The 18,852-nt window shown below is 49.3% G+C and carries 18 protein-coding genes; 13 read left to right on the top strand and 5 right to left on the bottom strand.

Translation table 11 applies throughout. The features are described 5' to 3' along the window. Positions 1-2: 2 nt before the first annotated feature. Positions 3-875, bottom strand: a complete 873-nt coding sequence (locus MHUN_RS09450; RefSeq protein WP_011448795.1) for a formate/nitrite transporter family protein — start codon at positions 873-875, stop codon at positions 3-5. Between the two features lie 204 nt (positions 876-1,079). Between MHUN_RS09450 and MHUN_RS09445 the strand changes: the two genes are divergently transcribed. The 13 genes from MHUN_RS09445 to MHUN_RS09380 all read left to right on the top strand — a co-directional run bounded on the left by MHUN_RS09445 (position 1,080) and on the right by MHUN_RS09380 (position 14,076). Next, positions 1,080-1,514, top strand: a complete 435-nt coding sequence (locus MHUN_RS09445; protein ID WP_011448794.1) for a hypothetical protein — start codon at positions 1,080-1,082, stop codon at positions 1,512-1,514. Positions 1,515-1,546: 32 nt separating this feature from the next. After that, entirely contained in the window at positions 1,547-2,152 is a 606-nt protein-coding gene (locus MHUN_RS09440; protein WP_011448793.1) for a hypothetical protein, read from the top strand. Between the two features lie 20 nt (positions 2,153-2,172). Further along, positions 2,173-3,060, top strand: a complete 888-nt coding sequence (fhcD, locus tag MHUN_RS09435) for a formylmethanofuran--tetrahydromethanopterin N-formyltransferase (protein WP_011448792.1) — start codon at positions 2,173-2,175, stop codon at positions 3,058-3,060. 58 nt (positions 3,061-3,118) lie between these two features. Beyond that, on the top strand, positions 3,119-3,574 hold the full coding sequence (locus MHUN_RS09430) for a ferritin-like domain-containing protein (protein WP_011448791.1): 456 nt from the start codon (positions 3,119-3,121) through the stop codon (positions 3,572-3,574). Between the two features lie 112 nt (positions 3,575-3,686). After that, positions 3,687-5,789 (top strand): DUF262 domain-containing protein, encoded by a 2,103-nt coding sequence (locus MHUN_RS09425; protein ID WP_011448790.1) that lies wholly within the window; start codon positions 3,687-3,689, stop codon positions 5,787-5,789. Positions 5,790-6,533: 744 nt separating this feature from the next. Continuing rightward, positions 6,534-7,424: a methanogenesis marker protein 11 gene (mmp11, locus tag MHUN_RS09415; RefSeq protein WP_011448789.1), complete on the top strand. Its 891-nt coding sequence runs from the start codon at positions 6,534-6,536 to the stop codon at positions 7,422-7,424. After that, positions 7,409-8,374, top strand: a complete 966-nt coding sequence (locus MHUN_RS09410; protein WP_011448788.1) for a radical SAM protein — start codon at positions 7,409-7,411, stop codon at positions 8,372-8,374. The genes mmp11 and MHUN_RS09410 overlap by 16 nt, the downstream gene beginning before the upstream one ends. Then, positions 8,371-9,471, top strand: coding sequence for a thiamine pyrophosphate-dependent enzyme (locus MHUN_RS09405; protein WP_011448787.1), 1,101 nt, complete (start codon positions 8,371-8,373; stop codon positions 9,469-9,471). Before MHUN_RS09410 ends, MHUN_RS09405 begins: the two co-directional genes overlap by 4 nt. Further along, positions 9,468-10,649, top strand: coding sequence for a homocitrate synthase family protein (locus MHUN_RS09400; RefSeq protein WP_011448786.1), 1,182 nt, complete (start codon positions 9,468-9,470; stop codon positions 10,647-10,649). Before MHUN_RS09405 ends, MHUN_RS09400 begins: the two co-directional genes overlap by 4 nt. Continuing rightward, complete coding sequence (locus tag MHUN_RS09395; RefSeq protein WP_011448785.1) at positions 10,597-11,811, top strand: aconitase/3-isopropylmalate dehydratase large subunit family protein; 1,215 nt, start codon at positions 10,597-10,599, stop codon at positions 11,809-11,811. The genes MHUN_RS09400 and MHUN_RS09395 overlap by 53 nt, the downstream gene beginning before the upstream one ends. Continuing rightward, positions 11,808-12,296, top strand: coding sequence for a 3-isopropylmalate dehydratase small subunit (locus MHUN_RS09390; RefSeq protein ID WP_011448784.1), 489 nt, complete (start codon positions 11,808-11,810; stop codon positions 12,294-12,296). The genes MHUN_RS09395 and MHUN_RS09390 overlap by 4 nt, the downstream gene beginning before the upstream one ends. A 59-nt stretch (positions 12,297-12,355) precedes the next feature. Beyond that, complete coding sequence (locus MHUN_RS09385) at positions 12,356-13,090, top strand: DUF7714 family protein (RefSeq protein ID WP_338040770.1); 735 nt, start codon at positions 12,356-12,358, stop codon at positions 13,088-13,090. Further along, positions 13,087-14,076 (top strand): isocitrate/isopropylmalate dehydrogenase family protein, encoded by a 990-nt coding sequence (locus MHUN_RS09380; protein WP_011448782.1) that lies wholly within the window; start codon positions 13,087-13,089, stop codon positions 14,074-14,076. Before MHUN_RS09385 ends, MHUN_RS09380 begins: the two co-directional genes overlap by 4 nt. Before the next feature lie 4 nt (positions 14,077-14,080). On the opposite strand, the gene MHUN_RS09375 is transcribed toward MHUN_RS09380, so the two are convergent. The 4 genes from MHUN_RS09375 to MHUN_RS09360 form a co-directional block, all read right to left on the bottom strand. Further along, positions 14,081-16,111, bottom strand: a complete 2,031-nt coding sequence (locus tag MHUN_RS09375; RefSeq protein WP_011448781.1) for an AAA family ATPase — start codon at positions 16,109-16,111, stop codon at positions 14,081-14,083. A gap of 599 nt (positions 16,112-16,710) precedes the next feature. After that, a complete protein-coding gene (locus MHUN_RS09370) occupies positions 16,711-17,568 on the bottom strand; it encodes a thymidylate synthase (RefSeq protein WP_011448780.1) in 858 nt (285 codons plus the stop codon). 24 nt (positions 17,569-17,592) lie between these two features. After that, a complete protein-coding gene (locus MHUN_RS09365) occupies positions 17,593-18,099 on the bottom strand; it encodes a hypothetical protein (protein WP_011448779.1) in 507 nt (168 codons plus the stop codon). Positions 18,100-18,216: 117 nt separating this feature from the next. Beyond that, positions 18,217-18,843, bottom strand: coding sequence for a tetratricopeptide repeat protein (locus tag MHUN_RS09360; protein WP_158498204.1), 627 nt, complete (start codon positions 18,841-18,843; stop codon positions 18,217-18,219). Positions 18,844-18,852: the final 9 nt, after the last annotated feature.

Below are 18,852 nucleotides of genomic sequence, written 5' to 3'. Positions count from 1 at the left end.
AATTACTCAAGTGCTTCGATCTCTTTCTTGAAGGCGATCCAGTAGAGAACACCAACAAAGATCAGACCGCCGACGATGTTTCCAATGGTGACAACGATAATGTTGTTTGTCCACATCGTAACCCAGTTCAGTGTCGCAAGTTTCTCTGCAGTAATGGTTGCGACCTGTTCTGCGTTCAGGTACCCTGCCGTCATGATACCGGCTGGGATGAAATACATGTTGGCAACACAGTGTTCAAATCCGGTTGAGACGAAAGCCATGATCGGGAACCAGATTCCAAAGAATTTACCAACTGCATCATCTGCACAGATACCGAGCAGGATAGCGAGGTTAACAAGCCAGTTACATCCGATACCCTTCAGGAATGCAGCCCAGATGCCTGCCATTCCAACATAACTGACCTTTGCAATACCGATATTTACTGCCCGTAATCCAAAGGCGTTCACGGTTGCAAGTCCTGCGGCATTCCAGGAGACAAACGGTCCGTTTGCCATGATGTATGCATAAAAGATCGAACCGATAAGATTTCCGATATATACCCAGATCCAGAGGTTCAGGACTTTTGCCCAGCTGATCTTGTGGACGAATGCTGCGAGAGGTGCAAGCATTGCGTCACCGGTAAAGAGCTCTGCACCGGTAAGGACGGTGATAATAAGCCCAACAGGGAACACCGCTCCCAGAATGAGCTGACCAAACCCAGCTCCCAGGTTATCTGCGACTGCAGTAGAACAGACGGTGGCGAGGGCACCTCCCATTGCGATATATGCCCCGGACATGAATCCACGGATGATCATGTTCCACCATTCCAGGCCTGCTTTATACTTTCCAGCGCCCGCTCCCTTGGCGATTATTTGTACGGGTGGATGAAATACCATAGTTAGTTACACCTTCACAGAGTCTGCCTGATTCAAGGCCACACAACACGCCTTGCAGGCTTAAACATTAAGTATTTTGTGATAGTATTAAACACTTTTGAAAATAATCCCGAACTGAACTGTTCAATTTTCTAAAAAATGTCCAAGCAAAAGGAATTTTATATCTATCGTACCAGATGTGACACCCTCATCGGTGATTGACGGATGGCCTCTGCGATCATAATCCGGACAATTCATCATCCAGTCCGTCACAGGATAAGGATGATGAATATCGCCGATATTTTTCCTATCCGGAACCTGACCGTGCTCCAAAAGGTTTTATGCGTCCTGTCACTTGTCATTCCATGGGCAGGAATTGGTTTTTCATTTCTCCTGCATTCCATGGGTATAATTGAAAATGAAGGGAGCTTTATCTGGGGTTGCGTTCTTGGTTCATGCGTGTTGGCTGCTCTTGCGCTTCTGTTTGAAAAAAAGGATATTGTCTCTATTATGACTCCAGTTTACGCATTAATCATCTTTTTCAGCATGGAAATTCCATGGACCATCTTTCTGCAGGTCCTATACTCATGTACGCTGACAATACTCCTCTGGCGACTCCTCACCAGGTTTGGAACACCGGATGCAATGCGTCATGCTTAAAAACCGGACAGGTTGATTATACTATCCTGTAGATGCGTCGCCAACCGTTTATCTCCCCGATTATTGCTGACCTGGTCTATCAGGCGGTAACAGGAGTTTCGGGGGTCCAGTTTACCGACCCCCTTCCCTGTCCGAACTGCATGGGCATGGTGATCAGCCATGATATGAAACAACGGCGATTTTCGACGGTGTATGCTCCTGAAGGGGAGATGCACATCTATGTGTATGTCAAGCGCTTTCATTGTCGGGACTGTGGTCAGCTCTGCTATGCCAAAGCGCCCTTTTATGAAAAAAGCAGGTTTGGATCACCGATTGTGGATCTCTGCCTCTCTCTCTCGGAGGACCACACCTTTTCCCATGCGGCAGCTCTTATGAACCGGATGGGGATAGTCATAAACAGGGGGACGGTCAGGAAGACGGTGCAGACTCATTCCCATGAAGTCCGGTCAACCGATCTGTTTGGGATGAAGCTTCCTGATTCCGTGCTGGCCTTGTCAACCCTTGTAACAACGGCAGATCCGTCGCAGCCGATACGGGGATGTGATGTGCTTCGTGCCTGCAGAATAGATGCAGGATACCTGTCCGAAGGTCACCTGGTATCAGATCGAATTCACAACCATTATTGGTCTGACAGATGACCTCTTTGTGAGGAACCGTAATGGAACTGAACGGTGTACCAATTGATAACACATTTGCTGAAGGATTTCCAATATGGGTATCACGGGTAATAATAACCGGAGTAACCCGCGAATGGGCAATGACCGCTGCGATGGAGGCTACCGGGTTTGCAACCTCTGCAATTGGTTGTCCCTGTGAGGCAGGTATTGAAGGATATGTCAGTGCAGATGAGACCCCTGACGGACGTCCGGGTGTATCCATTCTGATCTGTGCCTCAAAGAAGAAAGTTCCGGAACAGGTCATGGAGCGTATTGCCGAGTGCGTCTTGACCGCAGCAACAACCTCTGTCTTTAATGGCATGCCTGATGCAGAAGAGAAGTTCGATATCAAAATTCACTTCTTTGGAGACAAGTTCGAATCCAAGGTGGAGATTGGCGGACGGCAGTGCTGGAAGATCCCGATTATGGAAGGAGACTATGTTGGAGAAGAAGTCTTTGGCATGGTCAAGGGTGTCGCAGGCGGGAACTTCTTTGTCATGGCAGACAACCAGATGACTGCCCTTATGGGAGCAAAGGCAGCTGCAGATGCAATTTTTGAAGTAAAAGGGACCATCACCAGCTTCGCAGGCGGTATTGTTGCGTCAGGATCCAAAGTCGGATCAAAGAACTACAAGTTCCCAATTCCGGCAACGACCAATGAGCAGTATTGCCCGACCATCCGTGAGAAGGTTCCGGATACCAAAGTCCCTGATGGTGTCAAATCCATCTATGAGATCGTCATCAATGGTGTGGATGAGGCATCAGTCAAAAAGGCAATGGCAGCAGGTATCAAGGCTGCAGTCAAGGTTCCGGGTGTTTCGTTCATCAGTGCCGGTAACTATGAAGGAAAGCTTGGGCCATTCCAGTTTAAACTGGCAGAACTCTTCTGATCAATATCTTTTTTAACCAATTCACCAGAATTATTACTTACCCTCAGGAGGGTGATTTATGAAACTGGAAGAATATAAGAAGATTTTACTTGCAGCGATCGATAAGGAAGTTGATGCGTATGCTTTTTACATATCACTTTCAGAAAAAGTTAAAGATCCGGCTTTGAAGGGAACGTTCAAAGAACTTGCTCAGGAGGAGACATATCACCGGAAAACTCTCCAGGAATATTTAAGTGGAGCCAAAAAAGAGCTCAAATTTGATGAGGTTAAGGATTACCATATTTCAGACACCATCGAAAAGCCAAAACCATCAATGGACTTAAAACCCCTTGAAGGTCTTCAGGTTGCAATCAAGCGGGAAGAAGAAGCAATGCAGATGTACGAGCAGTTTGCCGCTGCAAGTACGGATGCAGATCAGAAGAAGACGTTTGAAGAGCTGGCAAAGATGGAGCGCGGACACAAAGCCCGCCTAGAAGACATATACACCAACAGTGCCTTTTCAGAGGCCTGGTAATCATTTTTATTTTTTTATCATTTCCTGCTAGGGAACGCTCGTAATTCTCCTCTTAACAAACCGGTGAGGTAAAGCGATAGGAACGCGATATGTTCTACCGGGATAGTGGTGAATGAAAGCGACCAAGGCATCGGTCTGGGACTTATTTAACGGGGCAAAACAATACAAGGTCCCGCTGTTTCAGCGCCCGTACGTATGGTCACGACAGCAGTGGGAGCAGTTATGGGCGGATATCAGGGAACAATATTCTCTTCGTACTGGATCGGAGAAATCGCCTGCCCGGTTCCTGGGTTCCATCGTTGTAGTCAGGGAGTATGAAAAAAACCTTGATAAATATGTCATCATAGACGGTCAGCAGCGAATCACCACCGTAAGTATCATTCTTGCCGTTATCAGAGCATTTGCACGGGAGAAAGGGCTGCATGAGCTCTATGATCAGATATCTGATTTTTTAAAGAACGCACCAAAGAGTGGGGAAGGGCAGTATGTTGTCATCCCGACAAGGGTCGATAAAAACGCCCTGTTTCATATTTTTGATGAAGACTATGTTTTTGACCAGGATTCAGGGATAGTTGAGTGTTTTGACTATTATTGGTGGCAACTCGACCGTTTTTCCGGGATGGATCTGCATCTCTTGCAGGAAGTAATTACTGAAGATCTCTGTGTGGTTTATATAGAGCTTGATGAGGGTGAAAATCCGAACCAGGTGTTTGAGGCTTTAAATTACCGGGGTGTGCCGCTTGAGGAGTCAGACCTTATCAGGAACTTCTTCTTCGCCCATCTGGACAGCCAGGAGATTGCCGAAGCTCAGTATGATCAGTTCTGGAAACCGATGGAAGAGCGGCTGAATAATGATCAGGTTCTGATATCCTCCTTTATCCGGCACTTTTGCATGAAGGACGGTCGTATTATCCGTCATGGCGAGATCTTTGAGAAGATCCGGAGGCGATACCAGCAGGCCTCATCAGATGATGTTCGCCTGTTACTTCGGGATATCAGCAGATTTTCTGAATATTACCGCCTTATCCTCTTTCCGGAACAGGGTGACGGGGACAGCCGGGTCAGGAAGGAGGTGTGTAAATCCCTTACCCGAATTAAACGAATCGGCAATAATGCCCCTGCACCATTCCTCCTTCTTCTGCTGGCAGCAAATGATCGACGAAGAAATCCTGCTGCTTCACTATCAGATGATGAATTACTTGAAATCCTCTCCTGTGTTGAAAGTTACCTGATACGTCGGATGGTCTGCCAGAGGTCAGATGCGGTATATGAGGAAGTGTTTGAGATCCTCTGCCGGGGTGCATCAGACGGGTTAGGGTATCTTACGCCGGAGGAGACCAGGTCATTTATCGCATCTCTTCAGGCTCCTTTTGATATGCCGGATGATGATGAGTTCTTGGATCATCTCCGGTACAGCGATCTCTATCAGCCGGGTTCTGACAATAAACTTGCATTTGTCATCCTAGAGCGGCTTGAGGAGTACTTTTCTAGTCAGCCACGGGGCTCTGATCCTGCGCCATCATATGCGTTGTTTGAGGATGAGGCTGAAGTCAGGATGATCGATCATATCATGCCTGAAACACTGTCAGATAACTGGAAAGAGCATCTTGGGTCAGACTGGTCTTCAGTCCATGCCGACTTTGTGCACCGGCTTGGAAATCTGACGATTACCCAGGAGAACCCGGCGATAAAAAATGCAGATTTCGAGGTGAAAAAGGCCTGGTATGCTCTTGATAACCTGATGCTGAATGCAGGTATGAAAAATATACGGTTCTGGAGACGATACCAGATCGATCAGCGTTCAGGCGTTCTGGCGGCATTCTGCGTGAAGATATGGGCACGGTGTGAGGCATCTGAAACCGAGGTCCCAAAACTCTCACCTGCTCCTAGTGCCTGTATGCGGCAGGGTGAGATACCAAAGATGGCACGGCCGACGATGCTCACTATTGCCGGTTCATCTCATGAGGTGAAGTACTGGTACCAGGTTCTGGAACATACGGTACAGGTTGTCTTTGAGAAAGAGCCGCAGAAGTTTGACCGGATAGTGAGGGAGTACTCCGGGTATTTTTCCGACGATCCATCACGGTATAAGTCGAGAGTTGGATCCTACTCCTATAAATCGCGGTTTGGCAGGTATCAGATCCGGGATATGTGTCTGAACATCATCCGGCTTGTCGGATGGAATGAAGAGGTCTGGTGTCTTACCTGTGAATAAAAAATGCGTATAAAATAATCCTCTTTTAATGTGCATAATCGCAAAAATAATCGAATAATCTGAACAAGTTATGAGTTGTTTAAAGGTCATCTCTTTATGACGGTGTTCATTTTGTGCACTCAAACGTGTAAGGGTGTATAATGAACTTACAATACCGGTGCAAATTCATCAACGGTGATATCAGCGATCCGAATCAGATCTCGTAAAAGGCCGGGTCCTAACGCTTGGTGAAGAGGGACAGACAAGGTATAGATAGATCCATCTTTTGTTAGTAGCATGACTGCCACGCTGGCGTGAAATCAGCGAGCCCAATTTGGTAAATGCAGTAACCGCCTCCATTTCCACTCACAATGGGTAATTTAGGCATGGATAGTCATTTTATTTTTAATTCTAATAATTTCACTCTCTGAAATGTTACAACTCATTCGGCTGTTATACTCACGAAACATATCATGGGAATGTCCGAATCTGTTGGCAGGGACCTCAATACTCACCCCTTCTTGCGTTCGTTCCCATGCTCCATGGTTAGACCAAATGTAATAACAAAGATTGCATTTCATTATTTTGCATTTATTTATGTTTGCTGAGATCTCTCTTTGATCGATGAATGAGCCCCTATTAATTTTTGTTATGTCTGGTTCGATGAGCCTGAAATAAATAAGCAACACTTATACCTGTTGGTGCACCATGTTTGTTGACGAAATTTTCGCCAACAAAGATCCCCCTATACATCTGGAGCCCGGAATGTCTGGTATATCAGAACCATATATTATCCATTATCCGTGGATTTGCGCAGTCAGCGACGATACAGGAGGCCAGGTTGAACTTATCGAGTGTTTTGACTGTATCGGCGGAGCCATGTGGGTGAAAAAGCACTATGCAAAGTCGCCACTTGTCACCGGCGTCCGGACCGTCGGTTCCATGAATCGGTTTCTTCTGCGGACCGGAGAGGTTGACCTTGCCCTTGAAGGATCAAAATTTCCGGCTGGTATCTCAAAAGTCAGTGTAGAGGGGGATGAGATTGCTATCTCCTATATCGGGATGGGTGGTGGCGGGGTTGGTGCCACCATCTGCCGGGCGAGTGCCGAGGGAGTGATCCGTTCTTCGTATGATGAATCAGGCGGGGGAAAAGTTGCCGGATCAACGATAGTTCTTCCCCGAATGAGCCGGGTGCTTATCGGAGTTGATGACACAGACACCCCGGAGGAGGGAGCAACATGGACGCTTGTTCACAATATTGCCCGGACGGTTGCAGATAAGAGGCACCGGTACCTCTCACATACAATAGTCCAGCTCTTTCCGGTCCCGTTCAGGACAAAGAACTGTGTCGGTGTGGTTGCAGAATTTGCAAGCAGCAATCCCGAGGAGCTTGCCAGGAGATTTTCCGAGCTCCTGATGCAGTACACTCTCTCAAAAGAAACCGGAATGGCGGTCTTTACCGGATTTTCTCCGGATCGTCTTTTAGAATACGGGTGGCGGACAAAATCCGGACAGGTTACCCCGGATGATGCGAGGGCACTTGCCGGTGATGATCTGAAAATCTGGATCAATGGCCGGGGAATTACGGGTGCAATCGCAGCGATCCCGTTTTACACCCGGTATGATGAGGGTCTTCAATTATGTGGACAGAGCTGAAGGCCAGGCTCTTACATGCAGGCACTACACACCTGACCGGAGTTTCAGCAGATGACTATATCGCACGTTCCCGTGCCGGCCCGGGGGCAGGAACGTCTGGTTCGGTATTTTTTTCCATGGATGGCCACCGGGTCAGGCTTAGCCTTTCAGAAACCAGCCGTGTTGAGCTGCACCATGCAGGGAATGGAAAGGCAGTTCTCCGTTTTGAAGGAGAGGAGTATTCCGGATCTTTGGAAAAACCCGGACTTCATTGTCCCCGCCAGGCATACCTGACCATTACTGGCTCCTGCATCTTCCAGTGCCGGTACTGTAATGTCTGGAAAAATCCCGGACCCAGGCGGAGTATTGATGAGATAGAAGCGATGGTTTTATCTGTATTTCCAGACATTGATGCAATATCCCTGACATCCGGCGTCCTGACTGATATTCATGAAGAGGAACGGTATACGCTTGATGTTGTGAGAAGGCTCCAGAAGTTTCAGCTCCCGATTGGAGTATCAATATATCCTGACCCGGAGACGCCGTATCGCCTGAAAAAAGCCGGAGTGTCAGAGGTGAAGTTCAACCTTGAGACGGCAACTGGCCAGCTCTTTTCTGTCATGTGTCCTGGCCTTGTCAGGGGAGATGCAATCGCTGCCCTTCGTGCTGCAGTTCCTTTGTTTGGAAGAAATCATGTCTTTTCCAACGTCATCCTCGGCCTTGGGGAAACTGATGAGGAGATGGCAGCATGTATCGAGTATCTGTGCCAGAATGGGATTCTGCCGGTTATCAGGCCCCTGACGCCGGGCGGGGATCTGACCGGTTTTCATGCCCCTGATCCGGATCGGATTATCCGGATAGCCCGGATTCATGAAGAGATGCTCCGAAAATATGGTCTTGATCCCACAGCAGCCCTGACCATGTGTCCGGCATGCACCGGATGTGACCTGATTCCGGGGAGGGATACATGACATCCGGTCTTGGGGATGCTATACAGGCATATGCTGATTCGGTGTATGCCGTGCCCGGATATCCGGTGACGACCCTGATTGAAGAGACCGGGGCAGAACTGGTCATCAATGAGAAGGTCGCCCTTGAATATGCACTCGGGGATTCGCTATCAGGCAAGCGATCCTGTGTTATTGTCAAGCATGTCGGGATGAATGTGCTTGCCGATACTCTGGTTCATGCAACCGCCCAGGGTCTGAAAGCCGGGATCGTCATTGTTGTCGGAGACGATCCGAATGCATACGGGACCCAGACCGTGCAGGACTCCCGGTTGTGGGGATCAGTTGCCATCTGTCCGGTTATTGATATGTCTGGTATTGATCCGGTCGGAGAGGCCTTTTATGCATCAGAGCAGTTCTCCAGAGTTTCCATCGTCCGGTTCATCCCCGGTGACCTGAAGAGATCATGGCAGGGACGTTCTGAAGGATCTGAAAGGAGTACGTGTGGGACGCTTGCCGACCCTGATCTGACCATGTATGGTCGTGCGGTTCGTGCCTATTCAGCGGTCCCGGAGATGATAAAATCCGGGTATCTTCCGTTTCCGATCTCACCACTGGTCCATGACGACAGTCCGGTATCACGTCGTGAACGGGGCTCATCACGGATGTTCTGTCCTGGTTGTCCGTTCCGGTTTGTCTTTGATACGTTGCAGGAACGGGGAGTGTCTGTCATCAGTGATACTGGCTGTAGCCTTCTCTCCATGATCCCGCCATACAGATTCGGGATTGCCAACTACGGGATGGGATCATCGGTGGGAGTTGCTGCACAATCCACCAGAGTGGCACTTACCGGTGATTATGCCCTGCTCCACTCAGGCATCCAGGCTCTGATTGATCTGCATGCTAAAGGCAGGCCACTTCTCTGTATTGTCTTGCAGAACCGGTGCATGGGAACAACGGGCCGCCAGCCGGTTCCGGATGTCTGCACCTATCTGGGGTTTTCAAATCCGGTCTGGTGCAATGCCAGTGAACATGAAAAAATTTCAGGACTTTTGGTCCCTGATACCACGCTACGGGTGCTTATCATTCAGGGAGATTGTCCGGAGGAACAACGCACATGAAACCATGGCACATTGAAATTTGTGATGTCACTCTTCGGGACGGTGAACAGACCCCTGGAGTATCATTCACTGCTGATGAGAAGAAGGATATCGCATCCCGGCTTGATGCAATCGGAATTGAGGTGATTGAAGCCGGATTTCCTATTGTATCCGCCCATGAAAAGGAGATGGTCCGGAATATCTCCCGGCTGGGTCTCTCGGCAAAGATATGTGGTCTGTCACGGGCCTGCAGGGAGGATGTGGATGCAGCGCTTGATGCTGAAGTTGACATGATCGGGCTTTTTATTGCCCCTTCTGATCTGCATCTGAAATACAAGCATAAAAAGCCCCGGGATGTTGTTGTTGCAAATGCTCTTGAACAGCTTGATTATGCGGTGGATCATGGTCTTATCGTCCGGTTTGGTGCTGAAGATGCATCCCGTACCGACCCTGATATCCTCGTTGACATCTACCGGCAGGCAGCAGATCACAAGGCGACCTATGTCACATATGCAGATACGACCGGGTGTCTGACCCCTCTTGAGGTCGCTACGGTCATGAAGGATCTTGTCCCCAAAACGCCCATCCCGATTGCCATGCATGCTCATAATGATCTCGGGTGTGCGACGGCAAATACACTCATTGCCGCAGAACTGGGAGCGTATCAGTTGCATACCACGGTGAACGGCCTTGGTGAACGGGCAGGGAATGCACGGCTAGAGGAGGTTTTGGTATCACTCGTGCTCAAAGGCGGGATTACCCGGTATGATCTCACAGAGATTCCGGCTCTTTCAGAACGGGTTCAACAGTATACCGGGATTTTTATGCCTGCAACGAAACCGGTGGTCGGTGCGAATGCGTTTGCCCATGAGAGTGGGATTCATATTGCAGCTATTCTGGAAAATCCGGAGACCTACGAGTTCATACCCCCAGAGCTCCTGGGACTGGAACGGCGGTTTATCCTGGGGAAGCATACCGGAAAGCGTGCTCTGGTGCATATTCTGACTTCTTTTGGCTATCACATCACCGATGAGCAGGTTATGCAGGTTCTTGAATTGATAAAGGATAAAAGTGAGGATAAATGCAGTATCAACCAGCGGGTGCTTGCGGAGATCATCTCCCAGGTAACCGGGGAGGATAAGATCAATGGTGACATTATCGGAGAAGATTCTAGGTGCCCCGGCCGGCACGTATATTGATCGACATATTGACCGGGCATTCTGCCATGACGGGACCGGGATTCAGGCAAAGATAATCTATGATGCAATGGGGGCTCCGGGTATTGCAAATCCGGATTCTGTCTACATTATTTATGATCATATTGCTCCGGCGAACAACTCCCAGACTGCAGAACTCCAGGCAGAGCTCCGGACCCTTGCCAGAGAGTGCGGGGTGCATTTCTGGGATATCGGCTCTGGTATATGTCATCAGGTGATGGCAGAAGGGCAGGTGGCACCAGGGGAGGTTGTCATCGGAGCTGATTCTCATTCATGCACACTCGGTGCTCTCGGGGCGTTTGCAACCGGCGTCGGGGCAAGTGACATGGCAGGTATCTGGGTGTCTGGTGAGACCTGGCTGAGGGTTCCTGATTCAATCGGCATTCATCTCTCCGGATCCTTAAAGCAAGGCGTTGAGTGGAAGGATGTTGCGCTGACCTATGTGGCACGGCTCGGGATGGACGGAGCAACCTATGCAGCCCTGGAGTTCATTGGTGAATCCACTCCGTCGGTTCCCATGGAAGGACGACTGACATTATGCAATATGGCGGTTGAGGCCGGGGCAAAGACCGGGCTCTTTTATGCAGACAAGGAGACAGAGCGATATCTCGCAGAGTATTCTGTTCCCTGTCCGATGCAGGTTTTGGAAAACCCGGACTATGTGCAGGACTGCTATCTTGATCTCGCAGATATTGAGCCGGTATGTGCGGTTCCTCACCGGGTGGATACTGTCCAACCGGTTCCGGCCCTTGCAGGTACCCATCTTGATCAGGTCTTTATCGGGACCTGTACGAACGGCCGGTTTGAAGATCTCGCACGTGCTGCCAGGATTCTGAAAGGACGCCGGGTAAAAGTCAGAACCATTGTTGTTCCGGCATCAGAGCGTGATTTCCTCAAGGCTATTTTGTCAGGGGTTGCTGCTGACCTCGTGCAGGCAGGATGTACCATCGGACCGCCCGGCTGTGGTCCCTGCCTTGGTGCCCATATGGGTGTTCTGGGTGAGGGTGAAGTAGCCCTTTCAACCGCAAACCGGAACTTTAAGAACCGGATGGGTGTGGGGGCTTCGTATTATCTCTGTTCACCCTCCACTGCTGCAGCAAGTGCCATATATGGTGAGATTACTGATCCAAGGGAGGTTGTATGACTGCTCTCAAAGGCTCCGGCCCTGCAGTCTGTATCGGAGAGGATATCGATACGGATCTGGTGATTGCCGGACGATACCTGAGAACAAAAGACTGGAGTTTTTGGGCACAGCATGTGTTTGAGGATCTTGATCCTTCTCTTGCCGAAAGACTGAAAGGAGCAGTGCTTGTCGCCGGAAAGAACATGGGTTGCGGGTCTTCACGGGAACAGGCGGCCCGGGCTCTGCATGAGGCAGGAGTTCTTGCTGTCATCGCCCCTTCGTTTGCCAGAATTTTTTTCCGGAACTGCATCAATGTCGGGCTTCCGTTACTGGAATGTGATCTGACCGGATGCACCGATGGCATGATCATCACTTTTGATTGCACTGAAGGGTGGGTGGAGGTGGATGGGACGCGGTATCTCTTCCGGCCCCTCTCTCCACGGATGCAGGAGATTCTCAGCACCGGCGGTCTGATTGAGTACTGGAAACGGAGAAAAGAGCGATGATCTTCCCCCCCCACTGCAAATGCATCGGGTATGCTGGAAATAAACCGGTAGGGGACCGCGTGTATTTTCTCTCAGAGTATCTGATCCATGAAGTTCCCGGTGGATTTGAAATATTAGCCGTACAGCCTGCAGAGGGGGACGGACTGATGAGGGATATTGCCTCGGTGACCCGGATTGCAGGGCCTGATGAGGTATACCTGTATCCGGATCCGGTGGTGCTTCATAACCGGGGAGATTTGATTCAGAAAGCTCTTCAAAGTCCGAAACGGTGCACCATCTTCACCGGGATAGAGGAGCATAAGATCTTTATCTGTGATCCGGACCCTGCATCCCTGCTCACGGTTCATGTCTATGATGTCACACCTCCCCATCCGCACCTTGCCGGAACTCTGGAGGTTCTTGAAAAGGCAGGGATATTCGGTGAACTTGAGATCCGATTCTGTTATCATGTGAATGATATCAGGGAGACAAAAGCAGATGCATATCCCTGTAAGGCAGGGGGGTTTTCCCGGACCATCGATTCTGACCGGCTTGTCGGTGATGAGCAGGTGGCAGGGTGTATGACGGCACGACAGGTGCTCAGGGACTGCTATGGGCATGATTTCCCTCTGATTGATATCTGCCCGGCAAATGCAGTACGGGAAGAACCGTTTATTGCACGATGTTGCCGTGCAGAACGCAGCGGGGTACAGACATTGAATGGAAAGAAAGGTGTGGTGGTTCACTGGGGTGCATCCCCCAAACAGATCACCGATGCCGTGTATGCATGTATTCATGAATGGAGGAATGGATGAAGCGGGTTGTTGTGGCTCCCGGTGATGGTATCGGACCTGAAGTAATACCTTCTGCACTTGAGGTGCTTCGGTTCTTTCATCCTGAGTGGGAGTATATTCCGGTATATTTGGGGTATGAGTGCTGGAAGAGAACCGGAGATGCATTGTCACAAAGGACACTTGAAACGCTCAAAAAGGCGGATCTAATCCTGTTTGGTGCGATTACAACACCTCCTGATCCGAAGTATCACAGTGTGGTGCTACGGATTCGAAAGGAACTGGATCTCTATGCAAATCTCCGCCCGGTATTCGGAGAAGGGTTTGATATTTTGATCGTGCGGGAGAATACCGAGGGGCTCTATTCAGGTATCGAATGGCAGGAGAAGGATCGTGCCTGTACCCTCCGTGTTGTCAGTGAAGCAGGATCGCGTCGGATTGCCAGATTTGCTTGTGGCTGTGCCAAGCGGAGACGAAGACATCTGACAATCGGCAATAAGGCAAATGTCCTGAAGTCTGACTCTTATTTCCTTGATATCTGCATGGAGGAGGCTGAAAAGGCAGGAATATCCATAGATAAAAAGTATATCGACTCACTGGTTCTTGACGTCCTGCAGCACCCAGGCCGGTATGATGTCATTGTGACGACGAACATCTTTGGGGACATCCTTTCAGATGCGGCTGCATTTCTGGAAGGGGGCCTTGGGATGCTTCCCAGCGCAAATATTGGACGGCATCAGGCACTCTTCGAACCAGTTCATGGCAGTGCCCCTGATATTGCCGGGAAGGGTCTTGCAAATCCCATCGCAGCCATCAGATGTGTATCCCTGCTTCTTAAGTATGTCGGAGAGAAGCCCAGTGCTATTGAAGTGGAAAAGGCGATTCAAAAGACCATCGCCGACGGGATAAAGACTCCTGATCTCGGAGGTACTGCAACAACTGAGGAAGTGGGACGGGCAGTCCTATCACATCTTGCATCATCAAAAAAGGCAGAGGGTCCGGACCTCTGAATCCTTATATCAGCCGGTTGATCTCATCAAAGAGACGGGAAAAACGGTCAATCGTCTCATCGTCCAGATTCTGGGGAGATTCGCATATCCGGTCGGAGAGCAGTTCTGCAACCCGCCAGCGTTCAAAATGCTCTCCCTGCCTTCGTTCGACGAGGTCCGCTATCTGATGGGCAATTCCCCGCTCTTCATTCCGTTCGACCGGGCTTTTTTCTGATATCTGTCCAAGTGGAAGATCAGGATATATATCCTTGACACACCGGTAATAAAACTCTGGAGAGAAGAGATCCTCTATCCCGGCACCCTGACGGTTTACAAACGAACTATAGAGGAGGAGTCCGCTCCCCTCGCGGATATGCATGGATGGGAGTTTTTCAAGAACGCCTTGTGGGATATTGTGTCCGGAAAGGAGGACTGCTGCTGGTTTTTTATGTGCCGTCATCATCAGGGCGAGGGGTATCAGGTTTGCTGCCCCTCCGGTCGGGGTGATTCTGATATCAGGAGAAAGGCCGGTCTTCCCTCTGCTCCTGAGAACATAATTCATGGCCTGAAGGAGCCAGAGGTCATGGGTGTCTTCAACGACCAGCTGCTTTCCACCAGAGAGGGTTCTGTCTGCTATCCTGGTAGCAAGGGCTGCTTCAAGGGGGAAGAGAGAATCGCGATCCGCAGGCCATTCAGATACTGATACTTTCGTGGTTCCGTCCTCACCCTCATAGACAGTCCTGACCCGGTCAAGATGATCGAGGTCTATCATGAACGGGGAGTGGGTTGAGAAGAATATCTGGTTCTGGTGGGAGATACGTTCAAAGAACCGGGTAGCCTGCTGCTGGGCAGTCGGGTGGAGCTGGAGTCCTGGTTCGTCAAGGAGCAGGATACTGTCCTGGTATGCATCACCAGATTCTACGAGGAATACCAGGTAAAAGGAGAAGAAGTATTGCAGACCTGCACTCCTCTGTTCCAGTTCTATCTCCGAGGGATCAAGGTCATCAGATACCCATACTCTGAAATAGTCTCCGTCAATGTCATACCTGAATCGAATCTTTCTCTGTCCCCACCAGTCCTCGAACTTTTTTGTCATGAGGTTTGAGGCCGTTGAGAGGAGGATTGAACGCTCATCAACCTGTCTTCTGATGATCGGGTTGTCATCTACCGCATTCTTGTGAGAGCCGAGACGGTCTAGCTGATCAAGGTCGAGGTTTACATGCCTGAACAGGCAGTGGGTTGCACGAAGACCGGGGGTGTCAGGATGGGATTTGAGCGTTGCAATAAATGTCGGGATATGTATCGCACTCTCAATGACATTGTACTGATCAAAGTAGACAAATTTTGGCAGATGCTCAATCACATAGCGGTTTGCAGCCATCAGCCCTTCAAAAATCTCTATCTGCCTCACCAGGCGGTACATCGGTTCGGTAACCGGGTCAAGGATATCATGCTGCCATGGTTCGTTGGCCCTGCTTTTAATAGCGTTAATAAGATCTGCAATATGCCGTTTGTGAACCTGTCCTTCAACCGGAATTGCACCCTTCTGCTCTTCGAGAAATGCTAAAAGTCCCTCTTTTATCCGACCAAGTTCCTCGCCCTTCCCCTCCGGAGCAATCAGGTTACGGATATGTTCAATAGCACTTTCAATCGCATAAATCAGGTCAGGAGGAGTGACAAGATCTACCCCGACATCAGGATGATAGGTGATGCTGTATGTCCCGGTATAATGACGGGTGACCTCGACAGATCTGACTTCATTGCACAATTCCGATATCGCAGCGATATCACGCTGTTCATCAGGAGTGAGGACAAACCTGCCCGAGGCAACCGGCCAGTCGGTTCTGGTTATCTCCGCCGCATACCGCTGGCGTGGAAATTCTTTCAGTCCGTCATATCCTTCCCCGTCTGAAGGATTCAGTTTTGAAAGTGCCCGGAATATTGCTGACTTTCCTGATTCGTTCTTTCCAACAAATGTGGTGAGGTTCTGGACAGGAACCCATCCGGTGTCTTCAATAATTTTATAGTTCTGAACCCGGAACTCGGCTAGTTGCATAGGATATCTCTCGATTTGTTATCCTATAAATGTTTTTGGGCGATTTCTCATAAGGCCAAAGAAAAAGTCGAATTTTTCATGGGATTTTTAATCACATTGATGGAGTCATCATATCCGGAGCAAAAAGATATGAAAAATCAGCTCTTCTCAGGCAGATAGCGTCGCAGATACCTGTACCTGAAAGGATGATACCGGCTATTTCAGTCTGGCGATGGACATTCCATTTTTTTGTTTTATAAACGAGAATGCCTCCTTAAAAGAGGAATGTTGATGGCGTACGTGGTTATTTCGGAACAGGAGGCTCATCTGCCCATTATTTTTCCTGTCAGAACAATTACCATCAGATTCATAAGTAAATAGTCCCCTTCTGGTTTAGCTACTCATGGCGAGGAATTTACAGGCAGTGAGGTATCCCCGGACGCCGGATACCTCCCTCTGTGAAGAGTGTATGATATTCTGATGCTACCGGTTCAGATGAAAGAGCCATGTATCTGCAACCAGTATGAGCACCATACGCTTTCATATCATGCTGTCACTATAAATGGTTTCTCTTTTCTTTCTGAAAAAAGTCAAATGGAGAAAGGGATGACTTGTCAGGATCATCTACGCTGGAAAGACTGAAAGAGTTCTCCGGTTTTTATCTTCTCCAAAAACAGGTTGAGTTCAAGCTGATCCCGGTGAAAATACATATGTGCAGAGATACTGATTGTTTCAAGCCACCCCTGTGAGACTTTTTCCTCGGCGTTTTTTCGTTTCAGGTTAATCTGTTCACAAATAAATTTCTGGAGATGGGCAAGGCCGTATGCGTTCTGACCCCAGGCTGATAACATGTCATTACTTCTGAAGACACAGATGAGGTTGAGATGATTATTCTTATCGATGACGCACTGCACCAGCTGCAGGCAGGGGGGCTCATCAGCGGTGATATCCTGAACCGGGAACCAGGTAATTGAGATTGCACGACGGCTTTCAGGGTTTTGAATCAGCCGGTTAATGATGCTCTCCTGTATCTGGTCAATCCCCCCATATCGTCCGTCACCCTTCCAGATAAGCTCCCCGCATGCATCAGCTGGAACATATCCCAGCTTTCTAAAGAGGGCATCGATGGCTTTTTTGACCGCCCCTCCGTGTTTGCTGACTATTCCCACCTCAGCTTTCGGATAATCACGAAGCCGGTTGCCATAGGTATACACGGCATCCGTCCCGTCGTCACGGCGCGGTGTAATCGTATAGAGGGAAGCCTGGTACTGTTCAGAGAATTTCTCTCCAAAAAGTGATGCTCCTGAACGCATCGGCTCTGCAAAAGGCTCTTCCACGTGTATGCAGATCGGCTCTTCCGGATCCCAGGTATATTCACCATCTTCAGTTACCCTGACCTGCCCCTCACATCGCCTGGCAATCTCCCTGATTACCTCTTCGTGGGCCTGTCCGATACTCCGCTTCCTGATTAGAATCATATGGTTTCCTGTGGGCTTTTTCAATCAGGGCTGTTTACCGGCATTCCGGGTTATGGCTGCACATATCCACCAGCTGCCATCAACGTCTGATACAAACCAGGAGTTCCCTGTTGCAGCATCTGTATAGAGGCCCCCGCCTGTTGTTGCAAGATCCCGCATCATCCTGACCTGGCCGGCGTCATGGTCATCTGCAATAAACCGGGACCCGACTTCGCCTGGTCGTGTGCTGTCTGCAAGAAGGACGCCGTCGGTACCATATGCAATAATGATCATACCTTCAGAGTTAAACTGCCCGGAGGGATTGGAAAATTCTGCCAATGCTGTATCCTTCCCTTTTTCCAGTGCAAATGCACGTGCTTCAAAGGCCCGGTTCATCAGTTTCTCCTGCGGGGAAATATCAGGAATTATTGGTACATCGGTCAGGTTTGCACTCGTTGTATTATTCTGTGCGGACTGGTTTTCCTCTGATACCACTCCCCCAGGTACCAGGAAAAGCATGATGAGAAGCAAAAGGACTGCCTGAATCTTCATGTATGTATGGTTTCATTCGGAATGGTATCTGGTTTGCGTTTGATTTTTTGCAATTTTTCATTTGTAAATCCCAGGCACTCTGGGATCTTATGTAGATTGAAAAAAGGAATGAGCCGGTTATGACATCTTTGCTATCGCTTTCTCTTTTCCTTCCAGGGCATCAAGAAGTCCGGGATCCAGAATAAGCGCAGTATCATACGACATTACTGCCTCGGCATACTGGCCCAGAGCAGAGAGGGCATCTCCCCGGTTGCTCCATCCCCGTGCATAATCAGGCTCGAGTATGGTTGCTTTATCTGCTGATGCCAATGCTTCCTCAAATCGTCCGGCAAGGTTAAGGCACCAGGCCCGGTTACTGTATGCCTTCCCATATTCAGGATCCAGCCGTAATGATTCATCAAACATGGCAATGGCCTCCTCATATCTTCCCAGGTAGGTCAGGGCGATTCCCTTGTTATTCCAGGCTTTTTTATAGGTTGGATCAACAGCGATTATCTTATCATACTGCTGTATTGCCTCCTCATACCTTCCCAGACTTTTCAGGACTTTTCCTTTCCCGTTTAAAGCTTCGAGATGTTCAGGGTCGATTGCCAGGGCCTGATCGAGTATGATGAGAGCTTCGTCATACTGGTCCTGATCATAGAGCATGTTCCCCTGTGCTGCCAGTTCATCTGCCGGGGATGCAACAACCGACCAGAACCCGGAGATCATTACAAGAAAGAACAGCACATATACCCATTTCATGATGATATC

It is taken from the genome of Methanospirillum hungatei JF-1 (assembly GCF_000013445.1).
In the GTDB taxonomy this organism is placed as follows: domain Archaea; phylum Halobacteriota; class Methanomicrobia; order Methanomicrobiales; family Methanospirillaceae; genus Methanospirillum; species Methanospirillum hungatei.
The sequence above is the reverse complement of the archived record's forward strand: the minus strand, read 5'-3'. Positions and strand labels throughout refer to the sequence as shown.